This window comes from Pseudomonas furukawaii (genome assembly GCF_002355475.1).
Classification (GTDB): domain Bacteria; phylum Pseudomonadota; class Gammaproteobacteria; order Pseudomonadales; family Pseudomonadaceae; genus Metapseudomonas; species Metapseudomonas furukawaii.
On record NZ_AP014862.1, the window covers coordinates 73,985 to 87,838 of the forward strand.

Below are 13,854 nucleotides of genomic sequence, written 5' to 3' on the forward strand. Positions count from 1 at the left end.
AACGCGTCAGGCCGCACTCGGCAGATACGGCTTCCAGTACTCCGGAATGGACGCCAGCCGGGGATAGTCCAGCCCCGCGAACTGATGCTCGCTGAGGATGAAGGGGGCGTGCCGCTGTTCCACCGGCAGGCCGCGCAGCTCCGGAAGCCAGAGACTGACATAGGCCGCCTCAGGGTCGTACTGGAATGCCTGGCGCAGGGCATTGAAGGCCTTCGCCCGCTGCGGGTCGCAGGCCACCCCGGCGAGGTAGGCCCAGTTGCCCCAGTTGCTGGCCGGGTCGTAGTCCAGCAGGTGTTCCTCGAACCAGGCGGCGCCGTGGCACCAGTCCTGCTGCAGGTCGTTCACCAGGTAGCTGGCCACCACCTGGCGGCCACGGCCCGACATCCAGCCGGTCATCACCAGCTCGCGCATGTTCGCGTCCACCAGGGGCATTCCGGTGCGACCTATGCACCAGCCATGGAATCGCTCATCCAGGTTGCGCGGCGCCCGCGCGGTGGCCTTGAGCCCGTCGGCACGGAACAGGGCATCGCCGAGCCGGCGCATGGTCCAGCGGAAATACTCGCGCCAGAGCAACTGGTGCCAGAGCTGCTGGGTGGAGTCGTCGCGCCCGTGCTGGGACTCCAGCCGATGCAGTTCGGCGGCGACCCGGCGAGGCGACAGGCTGCCGTTGGCCAGCCAGGGCGACAGCTTCGAGGAGTACTCGCTGCCGATCATGCCGTCGCTCCTGATCCGATAGTCCCGGATGCTGCGTGACTCCCACAGGTAGTCGCGCAGCCTGGCCAGGGCGGCCGGCTCGCCGCCCGAAAAGGGGAACGCCGTGGCGGGAACGCCCAGGGGTTCGCCCAGGCCCAGGCGCGACAGGCTGGGCAGGGGGGTCAGCAGCGCGGCGGCACCCGTGGGCAGGGGCGGCAATGCGTGGGGCGTCGGATTGGGCTGGAAGACATGGACCCGCGCCTCCACCAGATCGCGAAAGCGATTGAACACCGAGGGCAGTGCCTGGAGCGGCACGGGCAGTTCCTCTTCCCGAAACAGGCTGTTGCCCGGCCATTCGGTGAGGGGAACCCCCAGGGCATGGCGGACCCGACGCATCTCGTCCAGCTCGAAAGGCGCCACCTCCTCCAGTGTCAGCACCTCATCCAGGTCCAGGCGCTCCACCAGGGAGGGGATCACCCGTTCCGCATCACCCTGCACCACCAGCAGCCGAGACCCGTGCTGGCGCAGGCCCGCGTCCAGGGCCGCCAGGCTTTCGAGCAGGAAGCGTGCGCGGTGCACGCCAAGGCGACGGGGCCCCAGGGGGGAAGGGCGCAGCCACTGGGGATCGAGCACGAACAGCGGCAACAGCCGGTCGGCCTGTATCGCCGCGTGCAGCGCCGGGTGGTCGTCGAGTCGCAGATCCTGCTTCAACCACAGCAGCGCGCGGCGCATGGCGGTCTTCCTCGGTTGGGAATCCTTCTCCTACAACATTAACCGCAGCTGAAATAACCCGTGTCACCGTTCATCCCGGCGTGGCGCCCGGTCGCCGGACTGGCCAGGTGCCGGGGCCTGCGTATAATCCGCGCCCCTCGCGTCGCCGCAACAGTCCGGGGCGTGCGCGAAGACGGCTGCGCATCCGGCCATTACACTTCTCAGCATCGTTCAAGGGGAGCCCCCCATGGAAATCCTCGGCATCGCCGTCCTGGTCTTCCTGGTCACCGATCCGTTCGGCAACATCGCCATCTTCATCGCCGCCCTCAAGGGCGTGGCCCCGGAGCGGCGGCTCAGGGTCGCCCTGCGTGAGCTGCTGTTCGCGCTCGCGCTGCTGATGCTCTTCCTCACCTTCGGCGACAGGATCCTCAGCGGCCTGGGCCTTTCCCGGGAGTCCATCGCCATCGCCGGCGGCATCATCCTCTTCATCATCGCCCTGCGGCTGATCTTCCCGCGTCCGGAAGGTGTCCTCGGCGACCTGCCCGGCGGCGAGCCCATGCTCGTGCCCCTGGCGACGCCGGCGGTGGCCGGGCCCTCGGCCCTGGCGGTGCTGATGACCCTGCGCAATACCCACCAGGGCGAGCTCTGGGTGCTCTATGTCGCGGTGCTGCTGGCCTGGGCCGCTACCGCCCTCATCCTGCTGCAGGCCGCGTTCCTGCAGCGCTTCCTGGGCGACCGCGGCCTGATGGCCGTGGAGCGCCTGACCGGCATGTTGCTGATCATGCTCAGCGTCGACATGCTGCTCGACAACCTGCAAAGCGTCCTCCACCTGACCCCATGAAGAAGCTCTACCTCGGTCTCGCCCTCCTCCTGCTCGGCGGCTGCACCGGCGGCCTGCGCATCGACGACAGCTACCGTTCGGTGAGCCAGAGCAGCCGCGTGCAGTACGTGGTGCTGCACTACACCTCCACCGGCCTGGAAAGCTCCCTGCGCCTGCTCACCCGCGACGGCGTCAGCAGCCACTACCTGATCGGCGACCAGCCGGCGACCATCTACCGCCTGGTGGACGAGAACCGCCGCGCCTGGCACGCCGGGGAAAGCGAGTGGCAGGGACGGACCTGGCTCAACGCCAGCACCCTCGGCATCGAACTGGTCAACGACGGCTACCGCGATACCCCCGCCGGCCGGGTCTACCAGCCCTTCAGCGACGAGCAGATCGACGCGCTGATCCCGCTGCTGCAAGACATCGTCAAGCGCCACCACCTGCCCCTGGGCAGCATCATCGGCCACAGCGACATCGCCCCTCAGCGCAAGGTCGATCCGGGCCCCCTGTTCCCCTGGAAGCGCCTGGCCGACGCCGGCCTGGTGCCCTGGCCGGATGCCGCTGCCGTAGCCCGCGCCCAGGCCCGCTTCGCCGTGGCGCTGCCCACTGTGGGCTGGTTCCAGGAACAACTCGCGCGCCAGGGCTACACCACGCCGCGCACCGGGGTGCTGGACAAGGAAACCCGCAACGTCATCGCCGCCTTCCAGATGAAGTACCGGCAGCGCCTCTACGACGGCGAACCGGATGCGGAAACCGCCGCCCTGCTGCTGGTGCTCAATGGGATGCCGCGCTGACCCCACGGCCCTCGACCGGCCGGGCGAGCGGTCACACCGGTAGCGTCATGTAGAACCGCGCGCCCTGCCCCGGCCTTGAATAGAGGCCGATGCGCCCACCGTGGAGCTGCACGATCTCCTTGCACAGGGCCAGGCCCAGGCCGGCGCCGCCCTTGCGCTGGCCCACCTGCACGAAGGGCTCGAAGATCCGCGCCTGCTGGCTGTAGGGCACGCCCTCGCCTTCGTCGGCCACGCTCAGCAACACCCGCTCGCCGTGACGGCGGGCCTGCAGGCGGATGTGGCCGCCGGGCCGGCTGTGGCGGATGGCGTTGCCCACCAGGTTGTCCAGCACCCGCTCGATCTGCAGGCGGTCCAGGTTCACCCGGGGCAGCGGCGGGTGCAGCTCCAGTTCGATCTCCAGGCCCAGTTCCCCGGCCTGGGCCGAATAGCGCTGGCGCAGGGCCGCCAGCAGGTCCTCCAGGTCGCAGGGCTCCCGCGCCAGCACCTGCACGCCGCTCTGGTAGCGGGAGAAGTCCAGCAGGTCGTTGATCAGCCGCACCAGCCGCTGCATCTCCTCGTCCACCGTGGTCAGGAGGTCGCCTTCCCGGCTGTCGGGGGCGAAGCGCAGGCGCTCGCTGAGCAGGCCGAAGGCCATCTGCATGCCGGTCACCGGCGTGCGCAACTCGTGGGAGGCCCGCAGCACGAACTCGTTGCGTACCCGCTCGAAGGCGCGCGCCTCGGTCACGTCCCGCAGCACCATCACCGCACCCAGCACCCGCCCCTCGTCCAGCAGCACCGGGGCCAGGCTCCAGCTCAGCAGCCGCTGTTCGCCTTCGGCTTCGATCACCAGGTCCTCCGGCTCCTCCTCCAGGGGGTCGCCACGCAGCACCCGCTGGACCGCCTCCTCCAGCTCCGGTCGCGCCAGGGCCCGGGACAGTGGCTGGCCTTCCGGGAGCGCGCCCCAGGACAGCTGACGCTGGGCCACCGGGTTGGCGTGTTGCACCCGGCCCTGGCGGTCGAGAATCAGCAGGCCGTCGTCAATGCTGTCCAGCACCGCCTTCAACCGTTGGCGCTCGGCCAGGAGCTGCTCGATATTGGTTTCCTTGAGCAGGCGAAGCGCTTCCGCCATCAGGCCGAAGCGGCGGATCAGCGCCGCCATCTCGTTGACCGGTGAAAGGGGCAGGGTCACCTGGAAGTCGCCCCGGCCCACCTGGTCGGCGGCCTTGGCCAGGGCGTCGATGGGCTCGCCGAATCGCCGGGCGATGCCATGGGCGGTGATGACGCCGATCAGCAGCACCGCGATGCCCAGCAGTCCCAGCAGGCCACCGATCAGCACGGCGCGTTCGCGGGCCGCGCCCTCGGCCTGGCCAACCCGCTCCAGGGCATGCTTCTGCAGGTCCACCATGCTGTTGCGCAGCACGTCCAGGGCATGGCTGAAATCGTTGTCGTCCAGCAGGCCCCAGCGCAGGCTGGCGGGCTGGCGCACCACATCGAGGAAGGTCTGGTAGGCGACGGCGATGCGCTGTACCCGTTCCCGCGTGTCCGGGTCGGCCGAGTTGGCCAGGCCTTCTTCCAGCGCGCCCAGGAATCGCCGCTGGGAGCGCTCCAGGGCGGGCAGGTCCAGGTCCTTGCCCATCAGGTTCACCAACTGGTCGCCCAGGTGCTGGCGCATCCGCAGGCTGATGTCGATGGTGGCGAAGGCGCGGCCGATCATCCGCTCCTGGGCGCCGGCCATCTGCATGACGCTCACCAGGCCCAGCAGCAGGCCCACCAGCGCCACGGTGATCAGCGCGGAAATACTGAGGAACAGCCGGGTCCGCAGTCGCATGGGGTCAGAGCCCGTAGAGCTTGCGCTTGCGGTACAGGGTCGAGGCGTCGATGCCCAGGGTGCGCGCGGCCTGGTCGAGGGTTTCGCTGCTGGCCAGCACGCCGGCGATGTGGGCGCGTTCCAGCTCCTCCAGGCTCAGGTGGCCTCCCACCCGGGGCGTGTTGCTAGCGGGGGCTTCGCCCAGGCCGAGGTGGACCACTTCGACAAGGTCCTGGTTGCAGATGATGCTGGCGCGCTCCACCACATTGCGCAGTTCCCGCACATTGCCCGGCCAGCGATAGCCCAGCAGTGCCGCGCGTGCCTCCTCGCTGAAGGCCCGCGCCGGCCGTGCGTACTCGGTGACGAAGCGGGCGAGGAAGCGTTCCGCCAGGCCGAGGATGTCCTCGTGGCGCTCCCGCAGCGGAGGGATCTTCAGGGCGATCACATTGATGCGGTAGAGCAGGTCCTCGCGGAAGCGCCCCTCGCGCACCATCTGGTCCAGGTCCAGGTTGGTCGCCGCGAGGATGCGCACGTCCGCGCGGCGGGTCACCGGGTCGCCCACCCGTTCGTACTCCTTGTCCTGGATGAAGCGCAGCAGCTTGGGTTGCAGGCCCAGGGGAAAGTCGCCGATCTCGTCGAGGAACAGGGTGCCGCCATCGGCCTGGCTGACCCGCCCCTGGGTGCTTTCGCTGGCGCCGGTGAAGGCCCCCCGGTTGTGGCCGAACAGCTCGCTTTCCATGAGGTCCGCCGACAGTGAGGGGCAATTGATGGTGACGAAGGCTTTCTTCGCCCGCTTGCTCCACCCGTGGATGGCGCGGGACAACTCGCCCTTGCCGGTGCCGGACTCGCCGAGGATCAGGATGTTGGCGTCGGTTCCGGCGACCTGCCGGGCGGTTTCCAGCACCGCCATCATCGCCGGGCTGTGGGAGTCCAGGCCATCGCCGCCCCGGCGCACTTCGCCTTCCAGGGCCTCCAGGCGGGCGGTGAGCTGGCGCACTTCCAGTTGCTTGGCGGCGGCCATGCGCAACTGATCCGGGCTGCAGGGCTTGACCAGGTAGTCCGCGGCACCGGCCTGCATGGCATCCACCGCGGTATCCACCGCCGAGTGGGCGGTGACTATCACCACCCGCATCCAGGGCGCCTGCTCGCGCATCTGCGCCAGGACGTCCAGGCCGTTGTCCTCGCCCAGGCGCAGGTCGAGGAAGCACAGATCGAACACCTGCCGTTGCAGGATCGCCTCGGCCTGGGCCGCGCTGCCTGCCGTGGCCACGCTGTAACCCTCGTCCTCCAGGCAGTAGCGGAAGGTACGCAGGATGGCGGCTTCGTCATCCACCAGCAGGATGCGCCCCTGGTTCTCGGTGACCTGTTCCATGCTCTCACTCCATTTCCGAGTCATAGAAAGTTAGTCCAGGAAAAATCGTGCAAGTTGCACGTACTTTTCCTACACACCTTGCAGCCTGCAAGTGTAGGAAGTCCCTGAATAAAAGCTAATTGATTGATTAATAAGCTCTTTATTGTTTTCCGGAATCTGGCACAGGCATTGCGAAAGTACTCGTACCTGAACGAGTAAGGGCCTTTACCTCTTGTGACCCTTGAGGCCGTCCAGGGTGCTCCACCCGGAACAGGGAGGTTTCGGGTTTTTTCCGGACAGCAGGATCTCCGGCCGGCAAGCCCCCTCGCGCAGAATGCCGCCCGCGCTTGCCCGGATAGTTTCAGGTCACTGAAGCAGACAGGTTCTTCAATGGGTTGTGGGTGGCAGGGGCGATGCACCACCGATTCGTAACACCCGAGGGCGGGGCTCTGGTCGCCCTGCCCTCGGACCTGGCGCCGCGAACACGCCGTGCGCGCGCCGATCACCCAAGCAGAAGGAGAAAGGCCATGCTGAGTTGGGCGCTTGCTTTCCTGGTTATCGCCATAGTCGCCGCCGTACTGGGTTTCGGGGGCATCGCCGGGACCGCCGCGGGGATCGCGAAGATCCTCTTCATCATCTTCCTGGTGCTGTTCGTGGTGTCCTTCATCATGGGGCGCCGGTCCGGCTGAGACAGGCAGGACAAGGGCCCGGCGACGGGCCCATCGACCAGGGGGCCGGGTTGTTCCGCGTCGGTGGGAGCGGCGTGACCCAGGGGCTGAGGGGAAGCTCCCGCGCAAGCGGGTCAGGCGAGCTGCTGCCGGGAGCCGGAGTTCCAGGCTCCCGGCCGGCAGCGGGATCCCACTCCGCGCCCTACCCCTGACCGGATTGGGTCGCGTCCGCTTCCAGCTCCCCGCTAGAATCCGCCGAATGGATTTCGGGGGGACTGCACATGCTCAACGGCCTTTGGCTGGGTTTCTTCCTGGTGGCGGCGGTGGCTGCGCTGGGACGCTGGATCGGGGGGGACCCGGGTGTCTGGGCGGCGATGGTGGAAAGCCTGTTCGCCATGGCCAAGCTGTCGGTCGAGGTGATGATCCTCCTCTTCGGCACCCTCACCCTGTGGCTGGGCTTCCTGCGCATCGCCGAGCGGGCCGGGCTGGTGGACGCCCTGGGACGCGCGCTGGCGCCCCTGTTCCACCGCCTCATGCCGGAGGTGCCCCGGGGCCATCCCGCCCTGGGCCTGATCACCCTCAACTTCGCCGCCAACGGCCTGGGCCTGGACAATGCCGCCACGCCCATCGGCCTCAAGGCCATGCGCGCCCTGCAGGATCTCAACCCCAATCCCGCCACGGCGAGCAATGCGCAGATCCTCTTCCTGGTGCTGAACGCCTCGTCCCTCACCCTGCTGCCGGTGTCCATCTTCATGTACCGCGCCCAGCAGGGCGCGGACGATCCGACCCTGGTGTTCCTGCCGATCCTCCTGGCCACCAGCGCCTCGACCCTGGTGGGCCTGCTCTCCGTGGCCCTGGTGCAGCGCCTGCGCCTCTGGGATCCGGTGGTGCTGGCCTACCTGGTGCCCGGGGCCCTGCTCCTGGGCGGATTCATGGCCGTGCTGGCCGGGCTCTCGGCCACCGCCCTGGCCGCCCTCTCCTCGCTGCTGGGCAACCTCACGCTGTTCGGCATCATCCTGTGCTTCCTGGTACTGGGGGCGTTGAAACGGGTACCGGTCTACGAGTGTTTCGTGGACGGCGCCAAGGAGGGCTTCGAGGTGGCGAAGAATCTCCTGCCCTACCTGGTCGCCATGCTCTGCGCCATTGGCGTGATGCGCGCCTCCGGCGCCCTGGACTACGGCCTCGACGGGATTCGCGTGGTGGTGGAATGGCTGGGCTGGGACACCCGGTTCGTCGAAGCGTTGCCCACCGCCCTGGTCAAGCCGTTCTCCGGCAGCGCCGCCCGCGCCATGCTGATCGAGACCATGCAGACCCAGGGTGTGGACAGCTTCCCGGCCCTGGTGGCGGCGACGGTACAGGGCAGCACCGAAACCACCTTCTACGTGCTGGCGGTCTATTTCGGCTCGGTGGGCATCCAGCGTGTCCGCCATGCCGTGGGCTGCGCCCTGGCCGCTGAGCTGGCCGGCGTGCTGGCGGCCATCGGCGTCTGCTACTGGTTCTTCGGCTGAGGGGCCTCCCGCCCCGCCCCCCACGAACGCCTCAACGGGGCTTGGGCGGCAGCTCGGAGGGCGTGACCGTGAAGCGCAGGGTGCCGATCATCTGGCCCGCTTCGGTGAGCACCTGGACCTGCCAGCGGCCGACGGGATCGCTGGGGAAGTTCCGCTTGTGGGTCCAGGCGCGGTAGCCCGCTTCGCGGCCGCCGTGGATATCCAGGGCGATACGGTCCACCTCGCGGCCCTTGAAGCGCCACACATGGACGATGCGCTCGTTCAGACCCCGGGGCGCATTGATCGCGGTGTAGGCGTAGAGCCCCCTGGCGCGCAGGTCATTGGCCGTCACGCGGTCGACGCCCTCACCGGGCGTGCGATCGTTCAGCTCGGGCGATACCGCCACCTCGGTGAGCCAGAGGGTCGCCGGTGGTACCCAGACCCGGGTGACCCAGCCCAGCCCGCCCAGGGCCAGGGTCAGGCCCAGCAGGCCGAGGGTGCGCCACCATCGTTGCGCGCGGAGGACGCCGAACAGGCTGATGAAGGACAGCGCCACCGCGGTACCCAGGGCCCAGCGGTAACTCTGGGCGGTGGTCAGCTGGAGAATCAGCGGCAACGCGGCCAGCAGCACCGCGAACAGGGTCAGGGTGTGGTAGGCGAGGAACAGCCAGCGCCGTGGGGCCAGGTGGCGGTTGTACACCGGGTCGGTGATGGAGCAGAGCGCGGCCACCCCCAGCAGTCCGGTGAACAGGGCCTGGCCGCTGTTCCAGCTGGTGGTGACGAAGAAGAACGGCAGCACGAAGAACAGGCTTTCCTGGTGGATCAGCTGGGTCAGGAAGCGCATCAGCGGCGGCGGCAGTTCGATCCCGAAGAGCCGCTCCACGCCGCGTCGGAACAGGTTCTCCAGCATCAGCCAGACCCAGCTCACCAGCAGCAGGATGGCGATCACCTTGGCCACCCGGGCGCCCCGCTCCACCAGGAAGAAGCTCGCCAGGCCGGAGCCGAAGCCGTACAGGGCGATCAGTCGGGGGTGGCGCTGCAGCAGTTCGATCAGCTTCAGCACTTGGGGTTTGAAGGCGGTCAGCGGCATCGGGGCGGCGGGCTGGAGGGATGAAGCCGGGCAGGATACTGCCGGGCGCCGGCCCTGAGAAGGCGCGGCCGCCCCGGGCTGACCGGGGGCGCTAACGGCCTCCTTCCACCCGTCGTCGCCGCTCCCAGAACTGCTGGGCCAGCTGCTGCAGCTCGCCGGCCAGTTCCGCCACGCGGAGCGCGCTGTGCTGGCTCAGGCCGCCGTTGCGGGCGTTGTCGTCGGCGGCCAGGCGGATGCTCGCCAGGCTGCGCTGGATCTCCTCGCTGGCCACGCTTTGCTGCTCCACGGCGCTGGCGATCTGCAGGCTCATGCCGCTGATCTCGCTGACCTGGTCGTTGATCAGGGCCAGTGACTCGCTCGCCCGCAGGGCCTGATGGAGGCTGTCGGCGGCCTGCTCGCGGCTGCGTTGCATGGCCTCGCTGGCCTGGCTGGCGCCTCGCTGGAGGGTGTCTATCAGACCGCGTATCTCCTCGGTGGAACTCTGGGTACGGGAGGCCAGGGCGCGCACTTCGTCGGCCACCACGGCGAAGCCGCGTCCGGCCTCGCCGGCCCGGGCCGCCTCGATGGCCGCGTTCAGCGCCAGCAGGTTGGTCTGTTCGGCGATGCCGTGGATCACGCCGAGCACCTGGGTGATGTCGCCGCTGTGCTCCCGGAGGGTCTCCACCTGCTGGCTGGCGCGCCGCACGTCTTCCTCCAGGCGGGTGATGCGATTGCGGGTGGCCTCGACCTCCTCGCGCCCCAGGCTGGCGGCGGAGTCGGTCTGGTCGGCGGCGGTGGCGCTCTGCTGGGCGCTGCGGGCGACTTCCTGGACGCTGTAGGCCATCTGCTCGACGGCGCTGGCCACCTGCTCGGTTTCCGCCTGCTGGCGGCGGGTCGCCTGGCTGGTGCTGGATACTGAGCTGGCCATCTGGTCGGCGTGGTCCGCCAGTTGCCGGGCCGACTCGGCGATGCGCCCGACGACGGCGCCGGCCTCGGTTTCCAGCATGCGCAGGGCGAAGGCCAGCTCGCCGAACTCGTCCCGGCGCCCGCAGTAGAGCCATTGTCCCAAGGGGTTGTCGGCGATGCTCCTGGCCTTGGCCAGCAGCGGCTGCAGCGGGCGCATCTGCCAAAGGGTCCAGGCGCCGCAGAGCGCCGCGCTGGCCAGGGCCGCGCCCGCCGCGAGCAACGCGGAATCCGCCAGGGGTGCCATCAGCAGGGCGACGCCCAGGCCGGACAGCGCGCAGCCGCCCGGCAGGCGCAGCGCCAGGCCCAGTCGCGGGCGCTTCAGGACCCTCGGTGTGCGGCCTTCCCGCAGCTCGGCGTAGAGCCGTTCGGCGGCCTCGACCTGGCCGGGCTCCGGCAGGGTCCGTACCGACTGGTACTCCACCACCCGGCCCTCGCGCTGTACCGGTGTGACGTAGGCGCTGACCCAGTAGTGGTCGCCGTTCTTGCAGCGGTTCTTCACCAGGCCCATCCAGCTGCGGCCGCCCTTCAGGGTCTGCCAGAGGTGGGCGAAGGCGGCCGGGGGCATGTCCGGGTGGCGCACGACGTTGTGGCTGCGACCCAGGAGCTCGTCGGCGCTGAAGCCGCTGATGGCGAGGAAGTCCGGGTTGACGTGGGTGATGACGCCCTTGGGGTCGGTGGTGGAGAGGATGTTGGCGTCGGCGTCGAACGCCACCGCGCGGCCGGTGACCGGCAGGTTGATCTTCATGCTGGCGTGCTTCCCTGTTGTTGTTCTTGCAGCCACTCGATGCCGCCGGGCAGGTCGCCCTCGCCCTCGAAACCGCATTCGCCGCGGAGCAGCGGCTCAAGGGCCGTCGCCGGCCGCGGACGGCTGAACCAGTAGCCCTGGGCGTAGCGGCAGTCCTCGTCGTGGAGGAAGTCCAGATGGCCCGGACGCTCCACGCCCTCGGCGACCACCTCCAGGCCGAGGCTGTGGCCCAGGCCGATGATGGCCCGCGCGATGACCCTGAGTTCCGGGTCGTCCGGTATCCCGCCGATGAAGCTGCGGTCCACCTTGAGGATCTGCAGCGGGAACCGCTTGAGGTAGCCCAGGGAGGAATAGCCGGTGCCGAAGTCATCCAGGGCCAGGCGCACGCCCAGCACCGCCAGTTCCCGCAGGCAGGCCAGGGTCTCCGCGCTGTCCTGCATCAGCAGGCTTTCGGTGATCTCCAGCACCAGGCTGGCCGGAGCGAGTTCGCTTTCCGCGAGAATGGCCGCCACCCGGCCGGCGAAGTCCGGTTGCAGCAACTGGCGGCTGGAAAGGTTCACCGAGCAGCGCAGCTCGCCCAGGCCGGCCAGCTGCCAGCGGCGGAGCTGCCGGCAGGCCCGGCGCAGGACCCAGTCGCCCACGGCGATGATCTGCCCGGACTCCTCCAGGGCCGGGATGAACTGCAACGGCGACTCGAGGCGGCCGTCGCGGCGCCAGCGCAGCAGGGCTTCCACCGCGATGATCCGGTGCCTGTCGCCGTCGATGCGACAGATGGGCTGGTAGTGCAGCTCGAACTCCTCCCGCTCCAGGGCCAGGGCCAGGTCGTTGTGCAGCGCCAGGCGTCGCTGGGCGGTGGCCTGGAGCTCGGCGCTGTAGCGGGCGAACTGGGCCTTGCCGGCCTCCTTGGCGCGGTAGAGGGCGAGGTCGGCCGCCTGCAGGGTGTCCACCGCCTGGCCGTCCAGCAGCAGCCCGGTGATGCCGATGCTGGCGCTCACCGCCAGGTCGTGGTCGTCCAGGCGCAGGGGCTGGTGCAGGCTGTCGAGCATGCGTTGGGCGACCTGCTCGGCGTCCGCCAGGCAGGCCAGATCGTCCAGCAGGACGACGAACTCGTCGCCGCCGAAGCGCACCAGGTGATCCCCGGGACGCAGGCAGCGGGACAGTCGCTGGCCCACCGCGACCAGCACCCGGTCGCCCATGGCGTGGCCCAGGCTGTCGTTGATCAGCTTGAAGCGGTCGAGGTCGATGAACAGCAGCGCCGCTTCCCGCGCCCCCGGGCGCTGGCGGCGGGACAGGGCCTGGTGCAGCAGTTCGTCCAGGCGCAGGCGGTTGGCCAGGCCGGTCAGGGGGTCATGTCGGGCGGCGTGCCGCAGCTTCTGCTCCGAGGCCTTGCGCTCGCTGATGTCGGTCTGGGAGCCGGCCATGCGGCCCTCCTCGGCGACGCCGCGCACCAGCACCCAGAGGTAGCCGCCGTCGCGGCGGCGGATGCGGTACTCGTGGTGCAGCGAGGGCGTGTCGCCCCGCAGGTGGGCATCCATGGCCTGGCGCAGGCCCGGCAGGTCATCCGGGTGGACCCGGGCGAACCAGCTGGCGCTGCCCTCCCCCAGACTGTCGCGGCCAACGCCGAGCATGGCGGCCCAGCGTTCGGAGCAGTACAGGCGATCCTGCTCCAGGTCCCAGTCCCAGAGGCCGTCGTTGGCCCCGCGCAGGGCGCGGGCGAAGCGGGCCTCGCTGTCCTCCAGGGCCTGGCGCTGGGCGCAGCTGTAGGTGTCGATGGCCAGGGCCATGTCGAAGAATACGGCCTTGAGCAGGCTGGAGAAGGTGTCGCGCCCCTCGCCCGGCGGGAGCATCGCGTCGAGCATGTGGTCCAGGTAGAGCCGGTAGGCCCCGAGGTACCACTTGAGGTCGACGCCCACCTGCTGGTGCACCAGCCCGACCCGCAGGCGGTTCTCCACGTATTCGCGGTCGTAGGGACCGCTCCAGAGGCGCCGGTAGTAATCCAGCTGGCTGCGCTTGAGCCGTTGCAGGGTGGCGGGGTCCCGCAGGATGACGGCGATGGGGTCGAACTGGTCCAGGTGCGCGTAGAGCCGTTCGACGAAGGCGTGGTGGACCGCCTCCATTTCCGGTCCCCGGGCATTGAGGCGCGTGGCATCTTCCGTGTGCCAGTCCAGGTAGCGACAGCGCAGTTCCACTTCGCTGCGCGACAGGCCCATGCGGCCGGGCATTCCCTTGAGTTGTCGTTCCAGGCCCATTACTCCCCCCCTTGGGTGCTTTTCGCGGGCATAAAAAAAGCGCCGTGATCGTCAGCCCCGGGTCTGGAGCTGCCGATCACGGCGCTTTGTCTTGCAGGCCCCTGCGTCCTGCCCGGCAAAGCCGGCTTCCGTCTTGGCGGAACCTTGCCGGGCGTTTTTACCTCAGTCCTCGAGGGCCGGCAACTCCCTCAGCGCCAGTTCGAGACGTTTGCGCAACCGCCCCAGCTCCCGGGAGCGGAAGGCGTGGCGGGTATCGTCCAGCACGCTCACGGTTTCCACCAGCAAGGCGCGAAGCTGGCCGGCCTGGCCCTGGGGTGGGTCCTTGAGCCAGTGGCAAAGCGGCGCCCGGGTGCAGTCGCCGCTGTCCACCAGCACGGCGCACTCCAGGTTATCGTCCGCCAGCAGGCGGCGGGCCCGCTCGGCCAGCGGACGGTCTGGACTGATCAGCATCAGGGGCGGGGAAATACGCGGCATGGCGACTGACCTGCTATCAAAAGGCCATCAACTCTAAG

Annotated in this window: 11 protein-coding genes; 4 read left to right on the forward strand and 7 right to left on the reverse strand. The window is 69.2% G+C overall.

Features of this window, described 5'->3' with window-relative positions:
- Positions 1–6 precede the first annotated feature (6 nt).
- A complete protein-coding gene (locus KF707C_RS00385; protein ID WP_003458153.1) occupies positions 7–1,425 on the reverse strand; it encodes a DASH family cryptochrome in 1,419 nt (472 codons plus the stop codon).
- Positions 1,426–1,651: 226 nt separating this feature from the next.
- On the opposite strand from KF707C_RS00385, the gene KF707C_RS00390 reads away from it, so the two are divergent.
- Both KF707C_RS00390 and KF707C_RS00395 read left to right on the forward strand, forming a co-directional pair.
- The gene (locus tag KF707C_RS00390) at positions 1,652–2,245 is read left to right on the forward strand and encodes a MarC family protein (protein WP_003458155.1); all 594 of its coding nucleotides are present in this window, start codon (positions 1,652–1,654) and stop codon (positions 2,243–2,245) included.
- The gene (locus KF707C_RS00395; RefSeq protein WP_003458156.1) at positions 2,242–3,021 is read left to right on the forward strand and encodes an N-acetylmuramoyl-L-alanine amidase; all 780 of its coding nucleotides are present in this window, start codon (positions 2,242–2,244) and stop codon (positions 3,019–3,021) included. Before KF707C_RS00390 ends, KF707C_RS00395 begins: the two co-directional genes overlap by 4 nt.
- 31 nt (positions 3,022–3,052) lie before the next feature.
- Here the strand turns inward: KF707C_RS00395 and KF707C_RS00400 are convergent, their stop codons facing one another.
- Positions 3,053–4,828 (reverse strand): KinB sensor domain-containing domain, encoded by a 1,776-nt coding sequence (locus KF707C_RS00400; protein WP_003458157.1) that lies wholly within the window; start codon positions 4,826–4,828, stop codon positions 3,053–3,055.
- A 4-nt stretch (positions 4,829–4,832) separates the two neighbouring features.
- Positions 4,833–6,179 (reverse strand): sigma-54-dependent response regulator transcription factor AlgB, encoded by a 1,347-nt coding sequence (gene algB / locus KF707C_RS00405; protein WP_003458159.1) that lies wholly within the window; start codon positions 6,177–6,179, stop codon positions 4,833–4,835.
- A 506-nt stretch (positions 6,180–6,685) separates the two neighbouring features.
- Between algB and KF707C_RS00410 the strand changes: the two genes are divergently transcribed.
- Positions 6,686–6,847: a DUF1328 domain-containing protein gene (locus KF707C_RS00410; protein ID WP_003458161.1), complete on the forward strand. Its 162-nt coding sequence runs from the start codon at positions 6,686–6,688 to the stop codon at positions 6,845–6,847.
- A 260-nt stretch (positions 6,848–7,107) separates the two neighbouring features.
- Positions 7,108–8,334, forward strand: a complete 1,227-nt coding sequence (locus KF707C_RS00415; RefSeq protein WP_003458163.1) for a nucleoside recognition domain-containing protein — start codon at positions 7,108–7,110, stop codon at positions 8,332–8,334.
- A 31-nt stretch (positions 8,335–8,365) separates the two neighbouring features.
- Here the strand turns inward: KF707C_RS00415 and KF707C_RS00420 are convergent, their stop codons facing one another.
- From KF707C_RS00420 to KF707C_RS00435, 4 genes are all read right to left on the reverse strand, one after another.
- On the reverse strand, positions 8,366–9,403 hold the full coding sequence (locus tag KF707C_RS00420; RefSeq protein ID WP_003458166.1) for a DUF5924 family protein: 1,038 nt from the start codon (positions 9,401–9,403) through the stop codon (positions 8,366–8,368).
- A 91-nt stretch (positions 9,404–9,494) separates the two neighbouring features.
- Positions 9,495–11,093, reverse strand: coding sequence for a methyl-accepting chemotaxis protein (locus KF707C_RS00425; RefSeq protein WP_003458169.1), 1,599 nt, complete (start codon positions 11,091–11,093; stop codon positions 9,495–9,497).
- Positions 11,090–13,342 carry a putative bifunctional diguanylate cyclase/phosphodiesterase gene (locus KF707C_RS00430; protein WP_003458172.1) on the reverse strand — a complete coding sequence of 751 codons (2,253 nt, stop codon included), beginning with the start codon at positions 13,340–13,342 and terminating at the stop codon, positions 11,090–11,092. The genes KF707C_RS00425 and KF707C_RS00430 overlap by 4 nt, the downstream gene beginning before the upstream one ends.
- Before the next feature lie 162 nt (positions 13,343–13,504).
- The gene (locus KF707C_RS00435; protein ID WP_003458174.1) at positions 13,505–13,816 is read right to left on the reverse strand and encodes a hypothetical protein; all 312 of its coding nucleotides are present in this window, start codon (positions 13,814–13,816) and stop codon (positions 13,505–13,507) included.
- Positions 13,817–13,854 lie beyond the last annotated feature (38 nt).

Excerpts from the sequence above, each read along its gene's own strand:
- algB (WP_003458159.1), bottom strand. The coding sequence starts at position 6,179 with ATGGAACAGGTCACCGAGAACCAGGGGCGCATCCTGCTGGTGGATGAC.
- KF707C_RS00425 (WP_003458169.1), bottom strand. The coding sequence starts at position 11,093 with ATGAAGATCAACCTGCCGGTCACCGGCCGCGCGGTGGCGTTCGACGCC.
- KF707C_RS00430 (WP_003458172.1), bottom strand. The coding sequence starts at position 13,342 with ATGGGCCTGGAACGACAACTCAAGGGAATGCCCGGCCGCATGGGCCTG.
- KF707C_RS00415 (WP_003458163.1), top strand. The coding sequence starts at position 7,108 with ATGCTCAACGGCCTTTGGCTGGGTTTCTTCCTGGTGGCGGCGGTGGCT.
- KF707C_RS00410 (WP_003458161.1), top strand. The coding sequence starts at position 6,686 with ATGCTGAGTTGGGCGCTTGCTTTCCTGGTTATCGCCATAGTCGCCGCC.
- KF707C_RS00435 (WP_003458174.1), bottom strand. The coding sequence starts at position 13,816 with ATGCCGCGTATTTCCCCGCCCCTGATGCTGATCAGTCCAGACCGTCCG.
- KF707C_RS00400 (WP_003458157.1), bottom strand. The coding sequence starts at position 4,828 with ATGCGACTGCGGACCCGGCTGTTCCTCAGTATTTCCGCGCTGATCACC.
- KF707C_RS00420 (WP_003458166.1), bottom strand. The coding sequence starts at position 9,403 with ATGCCGCTGACCGCCTTCAAACCCCAAGTGCTGAAGCTGATCGAACTG.
- KF707C_RS00390 (WP_003458155.1), top strand. The coding sequence starts at position 1,652 with ATGGAAATCCTCGGCATCGCCGTCCTGGTCTTCCTGGTCACCGATCCG.
- KF707C_RS00385 (WP_003458153.1), bottom strand. The coding sequence starts at position 1,425 with ATGCGCCGCGCGCTGCTGTGGTTGAAGCAGGATCTGCGACTCGACGAC.
- KF707C_RS00395 (WP_003458156.1), top strand. The coding sequence starts at position 2,242 with ATGAAGAAGCTCTACCTCGGTCTCGCCCTCCTCCTGCTCGGCGGCTGC.